This window comes from Mesorhizobium sp. WSM4847 (assembly GCF_055811335.1).
Window position 1 is genome coordinate 532337 of record NZ_JBVVPY010000001.1, and the last position, 18453, is coordinate 550789.

Genomic DNA, 18453 nt, shown 5'->3' on the forward strand with positions numbered 1-18453 from the left:
TTGACAGATGGACTCGGCACCGACACGTTCGTCATCATTTCGGGCGCGGCCATTGCCGCCTGAGACCGAACTGGAACTGATGTGAAGCCGACGTCGCATCCCATTCCACCCGAGCCGCCGCGAACGACACTCGCGGCGGTTTTGGCTTCCTTCCGGCGAGCGTTGGCCGGAATTGCGTTGATGAGCGGCGTCGTCAATGTCCTGGCGCTGACCGGCTCGTTCTTCATGCTGCAGGTCTATGATCGTGTCATACCCGGCCGCAGCGTGCCGACGCTCGTCGGGCTCGCCGTGTTTGCCAGCACACTTTTCGTTTTTCAGGGCGTTCTCGAACTCATCCGGTCGCGTTTGCTGGTGCGCATCGGGATGGCGCTGGACGCGCGCTTGAGCGGACAGGTCTATGCCGCCCTCATGCGTTTGCCGCTGCGAACCAAGCTCGCAGGCGACGGCCTTCAATCCTTGCGGGATCTTGACCAGGTGCGATCGTTCATGTCGAGTGCCGGTCCGACCGCGCTTTTCGACCTGCCGTGGGTGCCGCTCTATCTCGGAATCTGCTTCCTGTTCCACTTCTGGATCGGCATGACGGCGCTGGCCGGCGTGGTCATTCTGTTCAGCCTGGCATTGCTTGCCGAAATTCGCACGAGAGAGCCCGCCAAAAAGGCAAACAGTCAAGCGGCAGCGCGCAATACACTTGCCGAAGCGACACGTCGCAATGCCGAGGTTCTGCAGGCCATGGGCTTTGGCTCGCGCATCGCCGAGCGCTGGTCAGGGATCAATGCCGGCTACCTCGACACCAATGCAACAGCCAGCGACCTTGCCGGGACGCTCGCAACGATCGCGAAGATCCTGCGCATGATGCTGCAATCGGGCATCCTGGCGATCGGCGCTTATCTGGTCATCCATCAGGAGGCGACCGGCGGCATCATGATCGCAAGTTCGATCATGATGAGCCGGGCGCTCGCACCTATCGAACTGGCTATCGCCCACTGGAAGGGCTTCGTCACCGCCCGCCAGGCCTGGGCCCGGCTGACCCAGCTTTTGGTCCAGCTTCCCGAAACTGCGACAAGTGTCTCGCTGCCTGCTCCGAGATCTGCTCTTTCGGTCGAAAGTATCAGTGTCACACCGCCGGGTGAGCGCCGGATGGTCGTGCAGGACGCCACCTTTGCATTGGAACAGGGCGTCGGCCTCGGCATCGTCGGGCCAAGCGCTTCGGGCAAGTCATCGCTCGTTCGGGCAATTGCCGGCATATGGCTGCCAATCCGCGGCACCGTCAGGCTGGACGGCGCAACGCTCGACCAGTGGTCGCCGGAAGAACTGGGCAAGCATGTCGGCTATCTGCCTCAGGATGTGCAACTGTTCGACGGCACAATTGCCGAGAACATCGCGCGCTTCGAACCGCAAGCGCCCTCGGACAAGATACTGGCGGCTGCGCGCGCGGCCGGCGTTCATGATCTCGTCATCCACCTGCCGGAAGGCTACGAGACGCGCATCGGCGAGGCCGGTTCGGCGCTTTCGGCTGGCCAGAGGCAGCGGGTGGCGCTTGCCCGGGCTCTCTACGGTGACCCGTTTCTGGTTATTCTCGACGAGCCTAACTCCAACCTCGATGCGGAAGGCGAGGCGGCCTTGACGGTGGCGATCCAAGGCGTGCGCGCGCGAGGCGGTATAGCCGTCGTGGTCGCACATCGTCCGAGCGCGCTTGCCAGCCTGGATCAGGTTCTTGTGATGGCGAACGGCCGTATTCAGGCCTTTGGCCCAAAAAATGAGATCTTGAACAAGATAACCCGCCCAGCGGGCGTTCCCTTGAAAGTCGTTTCCGGACTAGAAGAGACGGCATCCTGATGGCGCAACGCATGATATTCGCGGCCGATCGCACCATTCGACGCTATCTGCTTGGCGGTGTCGCAACCTGCATCCTGCTGGTTGGCGGGGCGGGGAGCTTGGCTGCCGTCACCGAGATTTCCGGAGCCGTCATCGCTTCGGGAAAGCTGGTTGTCGATTCCAGCGTCAAGAAGGTGCAGCATCCGACGGGTGGCGTTGTCGGTCAAATCTTCGTCCGGGAAGGCGATGCCGTGCAATCGGGCAAGGTCTTGATCCGCCTCGATGAGACCATCACCCGGGCCAATTTGGCGATCGTCTCGAAGAGCCTGGACGAATTCGAGGCGCGGCTGGCTCGCCTTGAGGCCGAGCGCGACGGCAAGGCAAGCATCGTCTTTCCAGCTTCGCTTGTGTCACGCCAGGATGCCCCCGAGATTGGTCGGGCGATGGCCGGCGAGCAATCTCTGTTCGAATTTCGCCGACAGGCACGCGCCGGTCAGAAGGCTCAGTTGCAGGAGCGCATTGCGCAGCTTGCCGAAGAGGTTTCCGGATTGACCGAGCAAAGAGATGCCAAGAGCCAAGAAATCAAATTGATCGGCTTTGAGCTCGAAGGCATGCGCAGACTTTGGCAACGCAAGCTGGTTTCGATCGATCGTATTACTGCGCTTGAACGCGATGCCGTGCGGCTTAAAGGCGAGCACGGGCAACTGACTGCGGCCATAGCGCAATCGAAGGGTCGTACCTCCGAAATCCGTTTGCAGATCATCCAGATCGACCAGGATTTGCGCAGCGAAGTGGCAAGCGAACTGCGAGACGTCCAGGCAAAGATCTCCGAGTCCGTCGAGCGCAAGGTTTCGGCCGAAGATCAGCTCAAACGCATCGACATACGCAGTCCGCAGAACGGTGTCGTTCATCAGCTCGGCGTGCACACGGTCGGTGGCGTTATATCTCCAGGCGAGCTCATCATGCTGATTGTCCCGGTGACGGACGACCTGACCGTCGAGGCGCGCGTGGCTCCGCAAGACATCGATCAGTTGACGCCAGGGCAAGGCGCGACCCTGCGGCTGTCGGCATTCAATCAGCAAACGACGCCGGAACTGAATGGTGCCGTCAGCAAGATTTCCGCCGACCTCAATGTCGATGAGAAAACAGGCACCGGCTTTTACACCGTGCATGTTGCTTTACCGCGCACAGAGCTTAGCCGGCTCAAGGGCGTGGCCCTGGCGCCAGGCATGCCTGTCGAGGTGTTCTTTTCGACCGGCAACCGCACCATGCTGTCCTATCTCGTGAAACCTTTGGCGGATCAGATCCAGCGAGCTTTCAGGGAGCAGTAGGCTCTCTCTGCGAGCCGACGAGCTGAATTCCGGAACAAGGATGCGATTTTGCCGTTTCGCCTGAAACCGGAAGCGATCCCACATGTCCGAGTTGACGAATGAAGAGATAGAGGGTCGGCTCAATGCCCAGCGAGAGACTCTGGCGCTGGTCGTCGCGCTTCTTGCCGGCCCCGACAGGATCTCCGAGCGAATATGGGCCGAACTGGAGGCCCGTTTTCAATTCCAGAACAATCAGGAAGACCCCGGCGCCGTGCCAAGCTGTGCATTCGCCATTGAGAGCGCGATGATGCGGGAGTTCAAGCTGATCTTCGAGGAAGCGCGGGCACGCAAGGCGGAATGGAACGCCGAATAGGCGGGCGGAACAGATCCGTCTCTCCGGATGGATAGCAACAATTTTCCCGACCTGACGCGGAAACATTTCCGCCATGCCGGTGTTACTCACTGAGTGGGGCGCGAGGCGCTTCCTTCTTTGAGGCAATGATGAGCTTCGACAAGACATTGCAGATCGCCCACATCCGGCTGAACGAGACCACGGCTAACCGGGATCCGGACCGGCAGGTTGCCGGGTTGAAGTGCAGACGGCTTGGCGAACGGGCCTGAGCTGTGGCGAGTAACGGCACGACCCTTCCGACGGTTCTTATCACCGGCAGCAGCGGCTTCCTGGGGCAGGCGATCGCGCGAGGCTTGATCGACCGCTACCAAGTCATCGGCCTCGACGTTGCAAAACCGAAGCATGCCCCTGCCGGCATGGAGACGATCGAGATCGATCTCACCTCGGATGAGGGCGTGAGCAAGGCTGTGCAGGCGGCACGCGAGCGCAGCGGCGGCCGCATCGCTTCGGTCGTCCATCTTGCTGCCTATTACGACACGACCGGCGAGGACAACCCCAGATATGACGCCGTCACCGTGCAGGGCACGCGCCGGCTCCTGAAGGCGCTGGCGGCGGTCGAGACCGAGCAGTTCGTGTTCTCCAGCACGCTTCTCGTCCATGCGCCAAGCCCGGGGAAAGGCGCGAAAATCAATGAGGACTCGCCGCTCGACCCGGCCTGGGCCTATCCAAGATCGAAGGCCGAAACCGAGGCGCTGATTTCGCGGGAGCGCGGCCAGATCAAGACGGTGACCCTGCGGCTCGCCGGCGTCTATGACGAAGACTGCCGGGCGGCCTTTATTGCCCAGCAGATCGCCCGCATCTTCGAACGCTTGCCGACCGCGTATCTGTTCGCCGGCGATATCACCGCCGGCCAGCCCTATCTGCACAAGGACGATCTCGTCGATGCAGTGGTGCGCACCGTCGACCGGCGCGCCGAACTTCCGGCCGAGACCGTGCTTCTGATCGGCGAAGAAGACACACCGTCATACGAGGAGATGCAGAAGCGCATCGGCTGGCTTATCCATGGCGAGGACTGGCGCACCCTGGCGCTGCCGAAGCAGCTGACGAAGCTGGGCGCGTGGGTGCAGACGGAGGTGCTCGACCAGGACACCGACATCAAACCGTGGATGATCGAGAACTCGGACGATCATTACGAGATCGACATTTCGCGGGCCAAAACCCTGCTGGGCTGGGCGCCCAGACACAATCTGCTGGACACATTGCCGGAGATGATCCGCCGGCTGAAACAGGACCCCACGGACTGGTATGCGGCCAACAAGCTCGATCCGCCGGTTGTCGCGGCTTCTGACCCCGAGATCGAGCAGGCCGAAAGGCGCCTCAAGGGACCGCTCGAGCGAAGCAAGGAAGAGGTCGAAGCGGCGATAAAACGGCATCGGTCGAGGACGCTCTGGGCGCCGATGACCAACGCTGCGCTTGGGCTGTGGCTGGTCACCTCGCCAATGACAATTGGCCTGTTCGATCCCGTCACAGCCGCAATGCCACCCGCTCTGGGGCACGCTGTCGCGGAGCCGCCATTGCGCAACGCAGGCCTCGGCGTCAGCGAGATCGTTTCCGGCCTGCTGGTGACGGCCTTTGCGTTGATGGGCATGTCCCGACGCTGGCGCTGGGTGCAGTGGATCACGGCGTCGCTCGGAGTTTGGGTGATGCTGGCGCCGTTGCTGTTCTGGACGACCAGCGCCGCCGCCTATGCCATCGACACGCTCGTCGGCATGCTGATCGTCGCCTTTGCGGTGATGATCCCGCCGACCCCTGGCATCAGCCGCCGCGCGCTGGCGGCCGACGACGACATTCCGCTGGGCTGGACCTATTCGCCATCGACCTTCACGCAGCGGATACCGATCGTGGCGCTGGCCTTCGTCGGCCTGTTCGTCTCGCGCTATCTCGCCGCTTTCCAGATGGGCCACGCGGATGGGCTGTGGGATCCGTTCTTCGGCCCCGGCGGCGCGCCGGTGCGCAACGGCAGCGAGGCGGTGGTGACGTCATGGGTCTCAAAGGGTTTTCCAATCGCCGATGCCGGGCTCGGCGCCTTCGCCTATTGCCTCGATATCCTCGCCGGCGCGATCGGCGACCGCCGGCGCTGGCGCACCATGCCGTGGATGGTGCTCCTCTTCGGCCTACTGATCGTTCCGCTTGGCGTGGTCAGCGTGTCCTTCATCATCATCCAGCCACCGCTGATTGGCGCGCTGTGCACGCTCTGCATTCTCCAGGCCGCCGTCACGGTGGTGCTGATCCCTTACTCCGTCGACGAGGTGCTGGCGACCATCCAGTATCTCTGGGGCGCCACGAGGGCAGGCGAGCCGTTCTGGCGTACTTTCTGGATGGGCGGACCGGCGCTGTCGGAGAACCAGACGCCTGGCGCCGATCTCGACCGTCCGGTTTTCGAGGTGCTGAAGGAATTTGTCACCGGCGGCGTCAACTTCCCGTGGACGCTGGCAGCGAGCACGCTGCTTGGCGCCTTGCTGATGACCACGCCATTGATCTTCGGCACGCAGCCACCGCTTTACTTCAGCGATCACGTCGTCGGCTGTCTCATTATCATGGTCGCAGTCACGGCCATGGCCGAAGTGGTCCGGCCGCTGCGCTTCCTCAATGTCGTGCTTGGCGCATGGATCGCGGTGTCCCCCTTCGTGCTTGCCGGCGGTGAGACCCTGGCGATGGTGGCGGACGTTGCGATCGGTCTGGCGCTGATCGTGCTCAGCCTGCCGCGCGGCACGCGCAGCGACCAGCACTATGGCGGTTGGGATCGAGCGATTGTCTGAGCAACTCGACTTCAGCACCTGGCGAAGCGAAGCGCGCCGAGTGCCAATCTGCAGGAGCAGGTCAAAGGAAGAGATCGAACGGCCTGAACGAGGCTCTGCCTGACGGGGCTAGATTTGTTCGCCGAGCAGGATCCTCGCGTCCTTGGCCGCGACGATGAACGCCTGGCGCGCGACCCTTGGCGGCTTATCGCCGCGGATAACAGCAAGGCAGGCTGCGATTGCAGCCAGACGCGTCTTGGACGCTGGCGTCGGCCAGTCCTTCAGCAGCACTTCAGCCGCATCGGAGACAGACAAAACAACCCTGTCACGATCGATCCGACCGGGTTGAACGACAATTGGCTTTCTGAAACGTCTCGTGCGCACGATACTCTCCAAAGCGAGGAGTATGTTAGCCGCGTCTGATCTTGTTGGCCACCTCAAATGTTAATTGCGGGAAGGCGAGGTTCGGACAACGTCCGCAAAGGCTGTGAACGACCATGATCTATTTCACGGCCGACACACATTTCAGCGATCCCCGCATTCTGCGCATCGATCGCCGCCCGTTCGGCTCGCTGGCCGAACACGATCGAGCGCTGATTTCGCTCTGGAACGAAACCGTCAGCCCGGATGACCAGATCTGGCATCTCGGCGACTTTGCCAAGGGATCGGCCGAATTCGTTGCATCGCTGCTGTCGTCTCTTCATGGCGAGAAGCATCTGACTATCGGCAACAACGATGGCGCGGCGACCATAGAGGCTGCGGGTTGGGCCAGCACACAGCATTACAAGGAACTGACGATAGACGGCAGATTGCTGATCCTTTGCCACTATCCTTTTCGCACCTGGAATCAGATCGGCAAGAAATCGATCAATCTGCATGGCCATTCCCACGGCAGGCTGAGCCCGGTCACACGCCAGTACGACGCCGGCGTCGACAGCTGGGATTTCCGCCCGGTCACCCTTTCCGCCATCCTTGCAAGCCGACGGCGGCGAACGGTCAGCCGGGATATTCAACGCGAATGATTAAAACGCGGGTCATCCGGCTGTTGCCGTTCCAGTGGCAATCAGCCGAAGAATGCAGCGGCTCAGAATAAAAGCGCTCCGCAGCGATCCGTCGCGCCCCCCTCTGTCCTGCCGGACATCTCCCCACGAGGGGGGAGATTGGCCTCCATCACTGATTTCGCCAACCACCAACCGTGCAAAAAAGGGACGCTGTCCGCGAAGCTGCCGATCTCCCCCCGTGTGGGGGAGATGTCCGGCAGGACAGAGGGGGGCGCTGTCCCTCGGCGATCAAAGGTTCTGCACCGCAGCGCGCTCCAAGGTCACGGCTGGATACCAGCGTCTGCGCCCACGCGGCGAGCATGCCAATCCGGGCTGAACGTTCTGCCATCTGCTGCGTTCTCCCGGGGCAGGGCGCGTAGGGACCGCAAACATCGGCGCCCAATGGCCATGACGAGGAAGCACCGGAATGAGCGAGATGACCGAGCACAGAGGCACTCAGCCGAGCCAGCCAAAAGGCACCGTGATCGCATTCCCCGCGCCGGGCTGCGAGCCTCTCTACGCTCACGAGCGGGAAGCCATAGCTGCCGTCGCCCGCACCATTGCCACGCTCAAGGGGTTTGCCTTCCGGCAGGGTCTAGGCCACAGCAGCGGCAATGGCGGGCGCTTGTACTTCGTGCCGGACGACAGCTTGCTTGCCAGCGATGCGGCGCGGCTGGGTATCAACGGGCCGCAAGACCTCTTCGGCGGCGTGGTGCCTTGGCGATTCGCGACCACTAAGGCGATAACCCACGAACTGGTCGACGACCTGGCCGAGCGACCGAAAGAATGGTCAACCGGCTTCGGCAGAACTGTCGCCGCCGCAGTATTGCCTGGCTACACCGTGTTTTCGCGGCACGATGCGCTGCGAGCAGCGCAACGCCTGCTGAGGCATGGGCTGGCCCGGCTCAAGCCACCGCTTGCCTCGCGAGGCCAGGACCAGCACATCGTTCGCACGGTCGCTGACGTCGAGAGACTGCTCGAGCAATACCGCTCCCCCGACTTGGACGAGTGCGGTCTGGTGCTCGAAGCCGACCTTCGTGACGTCGTCACATTGAGTGTTGGCAGAACGGAGATCGACGAAATCATGGTCGCCTACTACGGCACTCAAACGACGACGACCGACAATGCGGGACAATCCGTTTATGGCGGGTCTGATCTCATCGTCGTGCGCGGCGGATGGGAAGCTCTCGAAGACCTTCAGCTTCCCCGCGCACTAGCTTTGGCAATTGCGCAGGCGAGGGCCTATGACGCGGCGATGGCCGAGTGTCCTGGATTTTTCGCCTCGCGGCGCAACTACGATATCGGCCAGGGTGTCGATTCGTCGGGTATCTGGCGATCCGGTGTGCTCGAGGCCAGCTGGCGCATTGGCGGCAGCAGCACGGCCGAGCTTGCGGCAATAAAAATCATGAAGCAGGACCCGGACATCCAACTGGTGCGTGCGTCCGCGGTCAAGACGTTCGGCAATACCAGCCGGCCGCCTGACAACGCGGACGTTCACTTTCAAGGAGAAGACCCCGATGAGGGTCCGATCACGCGCTATACCGTCGTCACGCATGCGACCCGGGAGCCGCCAAAGAAAGCGGCGGATTAGTGTCTAAAAACGCTTAGGACCAGGGAACATCCGTCGGCGGCTTGAGTTGTTCGGCATGATCCCGAAAACCAATCCGAAGGAGGAAAAAGTGATCGAGGTTATTTCTGCTCCTGGGAATGTCGCCGCATTTCGCGTTGCCGGTACCGTGACCGCGGAGGACTACGACAAGATCATCCCGACCATCGAAGAGAAACTGAGCGAACATGAAGAGATCGGCATCCTGGCCGACCTTACCGATCTGGAGGACATGACGGGCGACGCGTTGCGCCGCGATCTGCAGTACGGCTTGAGCAAACTTGGCGAACTCCACCGCTTCCAGCGTGCCGCAGTGGTGTCCGAAAAACAGTGGATCAAGGCAGCTACCGAAATGACGGGCGCACTGTTCCCGCAGATCGAGGCGCGGGTGTTCCCGGCGGACGAAAAGACCCAGGCTCTGGCGTGGGTAGCACGCGTTCAATAGCGGTATCAAGGGGAGCGGCCATGCCAACCATCTACAACAAACGACAGAATTCGGACGGCCTGTGGGAAGTCTATGACGACGAGAGCGAGGAAGCCGTCGTGGTTGACGGCATGCCGCTTTCCGGCCTCGATGAACTCGAAGCCAATGAGGCCATTCGAAAACTCAAGCGGGGTGAGGTGACTTCCGACAACATTCCGCCGACTGCCCAGTCTGGCTGGCCTCCGACCAAAGACGGCATATAATCAATGCAAGCGTCCTGCCCCGGCGCGAGCAGGTTGCAGGGGCCACGTTTCCAGTGCATTCTTGCTGTCGTCGATGACCACACAGTATCTTAACCACCAGTTGGAATGCCCTTATTGCTTGACGATAAGGCTGAGGATTCCGGCCGACGCCGGTCCTGACGACCGGATCCTTTGCGACGACTGTGGCGAATTCCTCGGGACCTGGGACGATCTGCTTACCGATTTTGAGAGGCAGGGCGGCCAGGATGGAGTGTTCCGTCTCGACAAGGGTCGTATCAAGCGGATCGATTGAGCCGATTGCTGGCGAAGCCATTTGCTCGCACCGCCGTCTCGCCAGCGTAAGCCTTGCAGCACCTGCGCGGCCTGAGGCGAAAAATTTCCAGCGGCTCGAATCATCAGGGAACTTGTTGCCGGCCGGCGGGGTTATCGGTCGCCTTCCCAGTTAGGGAGGCTAGCTCCAAACCTCAGCGGGAGACGACCATGGCAACTGCGAAAAAAGCTGCGAAAGCGACAACCAAGGGCCTTGAGGACCTGTTCCTCGACGGGCTGAAAGATCTTTACTACGCCGAAAAGAAAATACTGAGGGCGCTGCCGAAAATGGCCAAAAGCGCGGAGTCGGAAAAAGTGACTGCTGCCTTCGAAAAACATCGCATGGAGACGGAAGTTCACGTCGACCGGCTCGAGGAGGTGTTCGAGAAATTTGGCAAGGCGGCACGCGGCAAGACCTGCCCGGCGATCGACGGCATCATTGAAGAAGGCTCCGAGATCCTCGAAGACTATGACGGTGCTCCTGCGCTCGATGCCGGACTGGTCGCAGCGGCGCAAGCCGTCGAACATTACGAGATCGCCCGGTACGGCACTCTTGTCGCCTGGGCGGAACAGATGGGAAAGGCCGATGTCGCCGCCCTTCTCAAGGCAACGCTCAAGGAAGAGGTCGCGACAGACGAAGCGCTGACCGGGTTGGGCGAGGGTGGTGTCAACCAACGTGCCCTCCAAGCCGCCGCCTGATTCCTGGTGGTGACAGGCTTGCGGAGCCCAGGCGAAGATCGCCAGGCTCCGCTCGCAAGATGCAGGTAGTGCCTTGCCGTCCGGATTCTTGAACCGGCGTGGCCGACTGCCATTGCCAGGCTTGAATTAGCTTGAGCCGGAATCTTCAAGAAGACCAATGGGTTAAAAGACATTACGCAAATATCAGGTGAGAGAGCCCGCTATCGTTGGCGTTGGCGTTCGGCATGGCGTTGAGTGGCCGAGCGACCCGTTTAGCGAGCCCGGTCGCGGGTGATTGGAACATCTGCCGACCAACGCCGTTGATATGCTCGGCAGGCGAAAGGGGCTGCATATGTCAAAACTTCAGGCGGTGACTCCAGAGCATCTGCAGCGGCTCAAGCTCGAGGCGTCTGCTTATTTTGGTCCGAAAGTGCTCCACGAAGCATTGTTGCGTCTTTGCCAGGCTTGCGGACGCGATAGCCTTGACCGGTTCGAGAAGACCATGGTCGATAAGATCGAGGCAATGCGCGATGAGAAGGCCGATTTCGAGACAATGAAGGAATTTGCCATCGAACAGCTTTACGCCTGCGTTCGCGAGGTCAGTAGTTCGCCTGACATGAAACAGCCGCTGGAGGGAGCAGAAGCCCGAAGGACGCCTGGTCGGTCGGAAGAGCCGAAGACCCTGGAAGACCAGTTGCAGGCCGGGCTTGAGGATTCTTTTCCCGCGAGCGACCCGCCGGCGGTGGTGTCCACAGCGATATCCGGCGGGGCGAAAAAGCTGGTCGGGACTGACGAAGTCCTGAAAAAGCAGCGGGAAGAGGCGGCCAAGAACAACGACCGGTCATAGACGGCCGCCCGCCCAATCCGAGATTTTCCAGCACCTTATTTCGATGTCCGGAACGATCCAAACCTTCATGCATTTAGCTAGCGTCTGCGTTCATCAACTCTTTCTTGCTGGGAGCTGGACCATTGTCCTCCAGGGGCTACCCCTTGGCCAACCAGGAAACGGATGACGTTTCCATCGTTGACCTGATACCTGCCTTGCGCGCCTTCGCCCGCACCTTCTGCCGGGTTCCCGACGATGCCGACGACCTGGTCCAGGAGACATTGACCAAAGGGCTCGCCAACATCGACAAGTTTGAGCCTGGAACGCGTATGAAGTCATGGCTCTTCACCATCATGCGCAATAGCTATTATACGCGCATCAAGGCCGCCGACAGGGAAAAGCCGGGCCTGCTTGACTGCGCCTCCGCAATCCCGATTACGGAAGCGACGCAGGAGTGGTCCGTTCAGAGCAAGGAAGTCGCCAACGCGGTCCAGAGGTTGCCGGAGCATCAGCGCGAGGTCCTGATGCTGATCGGGGTCCTTGGCGTCAGCTATGAAGAAACTGCCGAAATATGCGGTTGCGCGGTGGGAACGGTAAAAAGCCGTCTTAACCGAGCGCGTGCCAGCGTGCTGGAATACCTCGGCGAAAGTTCCTTGCAGACATTGGTGGAACGACGCAATCACCTGTCAGCAGCACAGGGAAACTTCGCAGTCGACAGGCGCCGATAGCTAGTCCTGTTTCTTTGCTTTGCATCGACGCTTCTCGACAAGCGCATTCTGCAATTGAACCGCAAGGTCGGTCAGCTGGTCGGGGACCTTTTCCTGCTCGATAGCAGTCAGCAGAGATGCAATCTTCCGGTCTATTGCCAGCCGGAGTTTCGGGCTGATGCTATCGTCGCTCGAGCGAGACATAGTGTTCTCTTAACGAATCAGTCCCTTCACCAGTGTGGTGACGGCAATCAGAGTTTGCAAGGATTCGCGCGGCCTCACAGTCAGCGCCGTCCCTTGCACAGCCCGTCCCTTGCACAGCATTGTGTATCGAAGCTGCCGGTCTCGTCGGGGAAGCCTATGCTTTCACCTCGGGTCCTCCCGGCGCTGTTGCCGGGTGCGCTCGACATTTCGACTCTCGTGACCTCGACTGGCCACTGGTCATGATTGGCGTTTGCGGTTGCAGCAGTCAGTCTTGGGAGAGCGATCTGCGGCGTGATACTGATCGGAGTTGATCCGATTGCCATCGAGCCGGCGTTGCTCGGTGTGCTGCTTCCCAGGCTCTGCTGGACAAAGCAAAGCCACGTTTCTTTGACCTTGTCCTTGGCCAAATCGGTCATCGCGCCGGCCGCCGGAGCCTTTATCTTGACGGCAGAGGTGATGTCTATCTTGCCGCCGGATGCCTTCTAGTCCTCCTTCGGATTGTCGGCACTCACAGGTGCCCTGTCTGTTTGGTGCGCGTGTCTCATTGACGCCCTCGTCTCTTTGACGCCCGAACAATCATTGCGCCGTAATGTTCCCTCGGATGCCACAAGAAGAAAGGCATTGCCGTCCCACAGCCGGAACGGCTTCGCGCCGTCAGCCACGACCTGCATGCCATGGGCTTCGGCGAGGCGGTGAACATCGGCACGATCCAGTGCCGTCGATCCGCGATAGGAGTAATTCAGAAGTGCTGCCACGCCTGACGGTTTCAGAACACGCGCAATTTCCTCGAAATACCGCTCCGCCAGGCCAGCCAGCACCAGGTAGGGGAAGCTGTCGACAGCCAGCACGCAATCGAAGCTTGCGTTGGTAAAATCGGCGAGATCGAGACCAAAGGTCGGCCGCAGATCCACATTGCGCAGCCCGGCACATCGCCGACGAGCGACCGAAATCATCTCCAGGGATATGTCGATGCCGACGATCCGGTGCGCGGCATCCGAGAGCGCGCTTTCGAAGCGGCCGATGCCACAACCAATGTCCAGTATCTCCTGGTCGGGGCCGGTGAAGCCTTGCCGCTGCAACCATGCGACGATCTCGTCTGTGGCGGCGGTGAGTTTCTCCTCGTCTCCCAGCGAAGACAGTTGAACGCTCGCCGCCTGGGAAATCGTCGCCGCGGCATCAAAGCCGGCGGCCAGCCGCCTGACGACCGCGGCGTCAGTTTCCCATTCGTCGCGTTCGTGGCGGACGGCGGCACCTGTTTGGCGCAGCGTGGTGAAGATGTCAGGCCTGTGACGAAGCAGATCGGCGATCCGCTCCAGTCTGTCGCGTTTTCGCAGGTCGGCTGAACGCATCTCCAGCGCCACATCGGCCAATTCTGCGGCATCGACCCCGGTCTCGAAGCGCAGCGCCAGTCTGGCAATGATGGCGTCGACGCAGGCGCCGTCGGCCATGCACTCCTCGATCAGCATTTTTGCGGTCGATGCCGCCTGGGGCGATGGCTTTCGTCCGGTGGCGCTCATCGAGCCATGCTCCGCGTCCAGACCTTTCGCATTGTCCATTGGTCGACGGCCCCCCAGCCATACTTGTAGCTCTCCTGGCCGCGCAGAAAATCGAACTCCCGCGCCCCTTCACGAGCCGCTTCGGCAATCGCGTGACCGATCAGGATTGCGCCGGGACTTTCCTCGGCATAGGCCGGATCAAAACCGCCAAGGTAGGCGTAGGCGCGGTGGCGATGATGAAATCCGTAATAGGCGCCGACGACCGCATCGTCGATGGCAACAAGCCAGCATCGGACAAGACCCTGTGCGGCAAGCATGGGAAGCGCCTGCCGATGGAATTCTTCTGCAGCCGGATCGGCCAGGACGCCGTCGCCGCGCCCGGCCCAACGCGCGCCGTGAAGGCGGATCAGGTGATCGAAAAACGCTTTGAGATCGGCCTGCGCCGGTATGATGGAGACGCAGCCGCGCCGGCGTGCGGCATTGTGCGCGCGGCGCAACTGGCGTCTTCGCCGCGCCGGAATGCAGACCGCGAGCGCATCGTCGCCAGCGATCGGCAGCACGGGACAAGCGGCGTGGTCGACGGGTTGATCCGCCTCCAGCGCAGGGTGCGCGATAGTGAGACCGGCAGCACCGGCCGGCAGGTCCGGTAAGATCCATTGCGACCAATTGATCGCCAGAACCCGGTCGGCGATGACGGCGGCGACAGCCGCTTCGATGCCGGGGCAACACAGGACATCCAGGTAGTCGCTCAACGAAATCCCAACCGGAAGCAGTCTCGACCCGCAAGTTGCGTGTTCCAGGTAAAGCGGTGCCAATCCCACCAGATCGTCGCCTCGCCAGACGGCGATCGTCGCCAACTCTCCGGGCGCGAATGCGCGCCACCACGGCACCAGCCAGGCGGGGCTTTGGAACGGCGTCGCTGTCCGGCTGTGCGCCCACAGCTCCCGCCAGCGCGGCGCCAGCGCCTCAAAGGCGGCCGGATCGTCGATGATCTCGGAGCGGAGCATGAAAGCCGCTCACTGCACCGCCGCCAGGCGCCTGCGGCCGGCACCAAGCCCTGCCAGCGCCTGGTAGGCGTCCATGTAAGACGAAATCATTTGGTCGAGCGAAAAGCGCCGCCGCGCCTCGGCCCGGCATGTCTCGGCATCCAGGCCGGAGGCTGCGACGATGGCCTCCGCCATCTCATGGATGTCGTTGACCAGAAAGCCCGTCTTGCCGTGTTCGACCACATCCGGCAGCGCACCGTTTGGAAAGGCGACGACCGGCGTGCCGCAGGCGAGAGCCTCCATCGCGACAAGCGAGCTGGTTTCCGCGGCAAGGCTGGGAATGACCAGGCAGCGGGCGGCGTTGAGAAAGTGCCGCTTCGCGACGAAGCCGAGCGGACCGAGGAAGCGGCGGCGCTGGTCGAGGCGCGGCTGGACTTCGTCACGAAAGTACAGCGTGTGCGTTTCGTAAGGGTAGACCTTGCCGCCGATGATCAGCCGCACGCCAGCCTGTTTGGCCGCGTCCAGTGCCAGGTGGATGCCCTTTTCCGGGCAAATGCGGCTGAGCACCAGCGCGAAGTTGCGCTTGAACTGCCGACCGCTCAGCGCATCGATATCCACGCCGTTTGGAATGGGTGCCAGCAGCCTGGCACCCGGCGGCGCGGTCCTCTGTTGGGCCATCGAGACGGCGTGAAGCCATAGATCGTCGCGGACCGTGCGCAAGGCATCGGCGGGATACCAGTCGAGCGGCAGGTGCAGGCTTACCAGTGTCGGGCCATCATCAGGCAGATAGGCATCAAAATCGATGCCGTGCAGATGAACCACGTCGATCGGCCAACGGGCGCGTGCGACTTCTATCGCGGTGCGGTGAGAGCGCTGTGCCCGTTTCTTCGCCGCATCGTCGAGCACACCTGGTTCAGCAGGCGTCTCGATGAGCACGCCCGCCGCTTTCGAGCCCTGGCAACCGATCACGATGGAAGCGTGTCCCGCGCGCACGAGTGCCTGGTCGAGCATCGACAGCACCTGCTCGGCACCGCCAACCGCATCCGGGCCGACTGGCGCGAGAGGGTAGGCGACGTTCAGGACGGTGAGGGTCATGGCCGGTCGAGCCCAAGCTCCTCATGCGCAGCGGCCGCGGCGTGAAGCCAAACCGCCGGCTCGAAGCCGAGGGGCAGCGCCTCGTAATAAAGCCTGCCGCTGTTCGGCAGCGCCAGGAAATCATAGGCAGGCGCCACCCGGAAACGTTCGATGCGCGCCGTGAACGGCGCCAGCGTCCGTTGCTGTGTCCGGTGGCAGGCCAGCATGCACTGCTTCCGTTCGAAAGCCGCTTCCGTAAGGTGCAATTCGATGCGCTCGCTGCCGGAATGACTGTTGAAATCCTGAAGGACCGCACCCTCAGGCCCGGCCGAATAGAACGCCATTTCGACGATGGCCGGTGCCTGGCGTCCGTCGCGGCGCAGCAAATGGCAGGCCGCATGGACGGCAAAGGCGGTCGCGTCATGATCGGGGTGACCACCTTCATAAGGATGCGTGCAGACGAAGCTGACATCGCGCTCGGCCAAAAGGCCGGTCAGTTCCCGTGCGAGCGAGCCAAGATTTCCGGCGGCCTGCTTGTCGGGATAACCGAGGCTGATCAGGGCCGTCGACGGCAATCCCGCTGCCGCCAGCACCGCCTCCAACTCCCGATGGCGGGCCTCGGCATAGTCCTGCCACGTCTCGAAGCCGTATGCTCGCGCGTCTTCAAGGTCTCGCGGCGCGCCATCGGTGACATGAACGATGCGAGATCCGCGCAAGCCGGCAAGATGCCCGCCGATGCCGATGGTTTCGTCGTCCGGATGCGCGACAACGATCATGATCTCAGCACCGTCCGAGCGGTGCGGAGCAGCACCTAGCAACAAGGCCGCGAATTCGGCAAGCGGTCCGGACCTGTCAGCTGCGTGTTGCATGACACACTCATGCTGCCGAAGCCCGCACCGCTCTGACCGGCGAGGCAGCCATGGCGGGAGCATAGCGGCGGGTCATCGTCGCGCAAAACTCCGCAAATTCCTCCGGCACCAGCGGCGGACTGGTGTGATGCGGCATCACTCCGCGGTGCTCCGGCGTGAAGCAGAAGGTGATGGTCACGTCGAAATCGGCAAGTGCTTCCATCTGCCGGTCGTACCAATCCAGCGCATTCGGCCTGAAACTGTCGGCCCAGGAAAGCCCGGTGCGCAGATTGGTGACGCCCAGCCGTTTCATCCAGGCGACGGCGTCGTCCAGCCGGGGATCTTCAAAGTGGAACCATTGCACCAGCCCCATCCCGGGTGCGTAACGCAGGAATTCCTCGAGCGCGGGTTTGGGCGTGCCATCTTCGCGGAGCAGGCCCATGTAGAAGTGGCGATAGTAGGAGGAGCCTTCGGCCTCGCGATGACGCGTCGTTGCCCCCCATTCGCGCGGAAGATCGTAGAGGCTGTACCATTGCACGCGCGAGGCATTGCCGAGCAGGAGTTCGGCGCTCCGACGCAAACCCCAGAGCTGGACCTCCTCCGCCCCGAAGCTCGACACACCAACTTCGCTGACCCATACGGGAAGATCGGTGACGGTCGAAATCTCGCCGATCTTCTGGGGCCATTCCTGAATCTGCCAGAGATTCCAGTCGAGTGGGAAGCCATGCACACCGACGGCATCGACATGATCGAGCACCCCGTATTGCTTCATGAGCGCCATGAAATCGGCATCGATCGGCGAAATGCCCCCCAGTATCCTGGTCACGGCCGGGTTTGCCGATGCGATCGCATCGGCGGCCAGTATTGCCATGTTGGCGAATCGGCTCCAGTCGGGGTCGAGTTCGGGATCCCAATGGGATTTGTTGTTCGGCTCGTTCCAGATCATCGCGGCTTCAATCATGAAGTTGTCCTTTCGACGGGTAGACGGCGCCGCCGCCGGCCGGCTCACCGGCGGCGCGGCAGAAATAAACCTCTTGCTCCGGGTGCAGCACGATCTCGAAGCCGGCGCTGCGCAGCATCCCCTCTGTGCAGGCGCGATTGGGAATCCACCAGTTGGTGGGGTCGTCGGCATAGCGATGCTCGACGAAATGCAGCTTCGGAAACTCCGGCCGGTCGAACAGATCATGGGTCCAGAAAGGATAATTCTCATCGAGCGCAGGCAGTTCGATGCTGCCGCGCTGCATGGACTGGAAGATCATCAAGTCGCCGGAAACGTGCTCCCGGATCAGATCGAGAGCGAGCAGCGGGTGGCGCAGGTGATACAGCACGCCCATGAACAGGACGATGTCGAATTTCTCCCGCAGGGCGCCAACGTCGTAGACCGACAGCAGCTGGAATTCGATGTCGCAGTCCGCGATTTCGGCGGCGAAGCGCGCCTGCGCCAGATAGGCTTCATCGAAATCGATGCCGAGGACGCGGCCGGCGCCGCGTCGCTTCATCTCGATCGAGTAGAAGCCGGCGTTGCAGCCTATGTCGAGCACGGCCTTGCCGGACAGATCGGCAGGAATGGCGTCGGCGAACTTGCGCCATTTGATCAGCGGGTAGTTGCCGAGGAAATGGTCGGGGGCGGTTTCGACGCCCGCCAGCTCCATGTTGTGGAACCACGGGCCAAGGGCATCGATGCGGCGGCGTATTTCGGCGTTCGAATGCAGCATGG

Annotated in this window: 21 protein-coding genes; 13 read left to right on the forward strand and 8 right to left on the reverse strand. The window is 61.8% G+C overall.

Features of this window, described 5'->3' with window-relative positions; all coding sequences use genetic code 11:
- The first annotated feature begins 81 nt into the window (after window positions 1-81).
- From AC0L28_RS02485 to AC0L28_RS02500, 4 genes are all read left to right on the forward strand, one after another.
- Window positions 82-1836, forward strand: a complete 1755-nt coding sequence (locus tag AC0L28_RS02485; RefSeq protein WP_473475334.1) for a type I secretion system permease/ATPase — start codon at window positions 82-84, stop codon at window positions 1834-1836.
- The gene (locus tag AC0L28_RS02490; RefSeq protein WP_287217106.1) at window positions 1836-3146 is read left to right on the forward strand and encodes an HlyD family type I secretion periplasmic adaptor subunit; all 1311 of its coding nucleotides are present in this window, start codon (window positions 1836-1838) and stop codon (window positions 3144-3146) included. The genes AC0L28_RS02485 and AC0L28_RS02490 overlap by 1 nt, the downstream gene beginning before the upstream one ends.
- Window positions 3147-3228: 82 nt before the next feature.
- Complete coding sequence (locus AC0L28_RS02495) at window positions 3229-3498, forward strand: hypothetical protein (RefSeq protein ID WP_023799497.1); 270 nt, start codon at window positions 3229-3231, stop codon at window positions 3496-3498.
- A 251-nt stretch (window positions 3499-3749) separates the two neighbouring features.
- Window positions 3750-6296: an NAD-dependent epimerase/dehydratase family protein gene (locus AC0L28_RS02500; RefSeq protein WP_473475336.1), complete on the forward strand. Its 2547-nt coding sequence runs from the start codon at window positions 3750-3752 to the stop codon at window positions 6294-6296.
- Between the two features lie 108 nt (window positions 6297-6404).
- On the opposite strand, the gene AC0L28_RS02505 is transcribed toward AC0L28_RS02500, so the two are convergent.
- Window positions 6405-6659 carry a DUF982 domain-containing protein gene (locus AC0L28_RS02505; protein WP_023799494.1) on the reverse strand — a complete coding sequence of 85 codons (255 nt, stop codon included), beginning with the start codon at window positions 6657-6659 and terminating at the stop codon, window positions 6405-6407.
- A gap of 113 nt (window positions 6660-6772) precedes the next feature.
- Between AC0L28_RS02505 and AC0L28_RS02510 the strand changes: the two genes are divergently transcribed.
- From AC0L28_RS02510 to AC0L28_RS02545, 8 genes are all read left to right on the forward strand, one after another.
- The gene (locus AC0L28_RS02510) at window positions 6773-7297 is read left to right on the forward strand and encodes a metallophosphoesterase family protein (RefSeq protein WP_023799493.1); all 525 of its coding nucleotides are present in this window, start codon (window positions 6773-6775) and stop codon (window positions 7295-7297) included.
- Between the two features lie 445 nt (window positions 7298-7742).
- The gene (locus AC0L28_RS02515; protein ID WP_023799492.1) at window positions 7743-8906 is read left to right on the forward strand and encodes a DUF3182 family protein; all 1164 of its coding nucleotides are present in this window, start codon (window positions 7743-7745) and stop codon (window positions 8904-8906) included.
- 55 nt (window positions 8907-8961) lie between these two features.
- Window positions 8962-9366, forward strand: a complete 405-nt coding sequence (locus tag AC0L28_RS02520) for a SpoIIAA family protein (protein WP_031255037.1) — start codon at window positions 8962-8964, stop codon at window positions 9364-9366.
- 20 nt (window positions 9367-9386) lie between these two features.
- Entirely contained in the window at window positions 9387-9608 is a 222-nt protein-coding gene (locus AC0L28_RS02525; RefSeq protein ID WP_023799490.1) for a hypothetical protein, read from the forward strand.
- 118 nt (window positions 9609-9726) lie between these two features.
- Entirely contained in the window at window positions 9727-9900 is a 174-nt protein-coding gene (locus AC0L28_RS02530; protein ID WP_245277671.1) for a hypothetical protein, read from the forward strand.
- A gap of 188 nt (window positions 9901-10088) precedes the next feature.
- Entirely contained in the window at window positions 10089-10616 is a 528-nt protein-coding gene (locus AC0L28_RS02535) for a YciE/YciF ferroxidase family protein (RefSeq protein WP_023799488.1), read from the forward strand.
- 274 nt (window positions 10617-10890) lie between these two features.
- A complete protein-coding gene (locus tag AC0L28_RS02540; protein WP_245277670.1) occupies window positions 10891-11442 on the forward strand; it encodes a hypothetical protein in 552 nt (183 codons plus the stop codon).
- Between the two features lie 143 nt (window positions 11443-11585).
- On the forward strand, window positions 11586-12149 hold the full coding sequence (locus AC0L28_RS02545; protein WP_128245339.1) for a sigma-70 family RNA polymerase sigma factor: 564 nt from the start codon (window positions 11586-11588) through the stop codon (window positions 12147-12149).
- Here AC0L28_RS02545 and AC0L28_RS02550 read toward each other — a convergent pair whose 3' ends face one another.
- Window positions 12150-12332 carry a hypothetical protein gene (locus AC0L28_RS02550; protein ID WP_023801247.1) on the reverse strand — a complete coding sequence of 61 codons (183 nt, stop codon included), beginning with the start codon at window positions 12330-12332 and terminating at the stop codon, window positions 12150-12152.
- Between the two features lie 291 nt (window positions 12333-12623).
- Here AC0L28_RS02550 and AC0L28_RS02555 point away from each other — a divergent pair, with 291 nt between their 5' ends.
- On the forward strand, window positions 12624-12818 hold the full coding sequence (locus tag AC0L28_RS02555) for a hypothetical protein (RefSeq protein ID WP_473475340.1): 195 nt from the start codon (window positions 12624-12626) through the stop codon (window positions 12816-12818).
- On the opposite strand, the gene AC0L28_RS02560 is transcribed toward AC0L28_RS02555, so the two are convergent.
- The 6 genes from AC0L28_RS02560 to AC0L28_RS02585 are packed head-to-tail and all read right to left on the reverse strand — an operon-like array spanning window position 12815 to window position 18451.
- Window positions 12815-13888: a class I SAM-dependent DNA methyltransferase gene (locus AC0L28_RS02560; protein ID WP_473475342.1), complete on the reverse strand. Its 1074-nt coding sequence runs from the start codon at window positions 13886-13888 to the stop codon at window positions 12815-12817. The genes AC0L28_RS02555 and AC0L28_RS02560 overlap by 4 nt on opposite strands.
- Window positions 13846-14835 carry a GNAT family N-acetyltransferase gene (locus AC0L28_RS02565; RefSeq protein ID WP_128172221.1) on the reverse strand — a complete coding sequence of 330 codons (990 nt, stop codon included), beginning with the start codon at window positions 14833-14835 and terminating at the stop codon, window positions 13846-13848. The genes AC0L28_RS02560 and AC0L28_RS02565 overlap by 43 nt, the downstream gene beginning before the upstream one ends.
- A gap of 9 nt (window positions 14836-14844) precedes the next feature.
- On the reverse strand, window positions 14845-15909 hold the full coding sequence (locus tag AC0L28_RS02570; RefSeq protein WP_287175499.1) for a glycosyltransferase: 1065 nt from the start codon (window positions 15907-15909) through the stop codon (window positions 14845-14847).
- Window positions 15906-16757 carry a PIG-L deacetylase family protein gene (locus AC0L28_RS02575; RefSeq protein WP_128172222.1) on the reverse strand — a complete coding sequence of 284 codons (852 nt, stop codon included), beginning with the start codon at window positions 16755-16757 and terminating at the stop codon, window positions 15906-15908. Before AC0L28_RS02575 ends, AC0L28_RS02570 begins: the two co-directional genes overlap by 4 nt.
- 7 nt (window positions 16758-16764) lie before the next feature.
- Window positions 16765-17697, reverse strand: a complete 933-nt coding sequence (locus AC0L28_RS02580; protein ID WP_287217076.1) for a glycoside hydrolase 5 family protein — start codon at window positions 17695-17697, stop codon at window positions 16765-16767.
- Window positions 17690-18451, reverse strand: coding sequence for a TIGR04290 family methyltransferase (locus tag AC0L28_RS02585; RefSeq protein WP_473475344.1), 762 nt, complete (start codon window positions 18449-18451; stop codon window positions 17690-17692). Before AC0L28_RS02585 ends, AC0L28_RS02580 begins: the two co-directional genes overlap by 8 nt.
- Window positions 18452-18453 lie beyond the last annotated feature (2 nt).

What these genes read in the sequence shown, in the direction of transcription:
- AC0L28_RS02535 (WP_023799488.1), top strand. Translation starts at nt 10,089, where the DNA reads ATGGCAACTGCGAAAAAAGCTGCGAAAGCGACAACCAAGGGCCTTGAG.
- AC0L28_RS02510 (WP_023799493.1), top strand. Translation starts at nt 6,773, where the DNA reads ATGATCTATTTCACGGCCGACACACATTTCAGCGATCCCCGCATTCTG.
- AC0L28_RS02560 (WP_473475342.1), bottom strand. Translation starts at nt 13,888, where the DNA reads ATGGACAATGCGAAAGGTCTGGACGCGGAGCATGGCTCGATGAGCGCC.
- AC0L28_RS02575 (WP_128172222.1), bottom strand. Translation starts at nt 16,757, where the DNA reads ATGCAACACGCAGCTGACAGGTCCGGACCGCTTGCCGAATTCGCGGCC.
- AC0L28_RS02570 (WP_287175499.1), bottom strand. Translation starts at nt 15,909, where the DNA reads ATGACCCTCACCGTCCTGAACGTCGCCTACCCTCTCGCGCCAGTCGGC.
- AC0L28_RS02525 (WP_023799490.1), top strand. Translation starts at nt 9,387, where the DNA reads ATGCCAACCATCTACAACAAACGACAGAATTCGGACGGCCTGTGGGAA.
- AC0L28_RS02490 (WP_287217106.1), top strand. Translation starts at nt 1,836, where the DNA reads ATGGCGCAACGCATGATATTCGCGGCCGATCGCACCATTCGACGCTAT.
- AC0L28_RS02495 (WP_023799497.1), top strand. Translation starts at nt 3,229, where the DNA reads ATGTCCGAGTTGACGAATGAAGAGATAGAGGGTCGGCTCAATGCCCAG.
- AC0L28_RS02580 (WP_287217076.1), bottom strand. Translation starts at nt 17,697, where the DNA reads ATGATTGAAGCCGCGATGATCTGGAACGAGCCGAACAACAAATCCCAT.
- AC0L28_RS02520 (WP_031255037.1), top strand. Translation starts at nt 8,962, where the DNA reads ATGATCCCGAAAACCAATCCGAAGGAGGAAAAAGTGATCGAGGTTATT.
- AC0L28_RS02585 (WP_473475344.1), bottom strand. Translation starts at nt 18,451, where the DNA reads ATGCTGCATTCGAACGCCGAAATACGCCGCCGCATCGATGCCCTTGGC.
- AC0L28_RS02565 (WP_128172221.1), bottom strand. Translation starts at nt 14,835, where the DNA reads ATGCTCCGCTCCGAGATCATCGACGATCCGGCCGCCTTTGAGGCGCTG.
- AC0L28_RS02515 (WP_023799492.1), top strand. Translation starts at nt 7,743, where the DNA reads ATGAGCGAGATGACCGAGCACAGAGGCACTCAGCCGAGCCAGCCAAAA.
- AC0L28_RS02550 (WP_023801247.1), bottom strand. Translation starts at nt 12,332, where the DNA reads ATGTCTCGCTCGAGCGACGATAGCATCAGCCCGAAACTCCGGCTGGCA.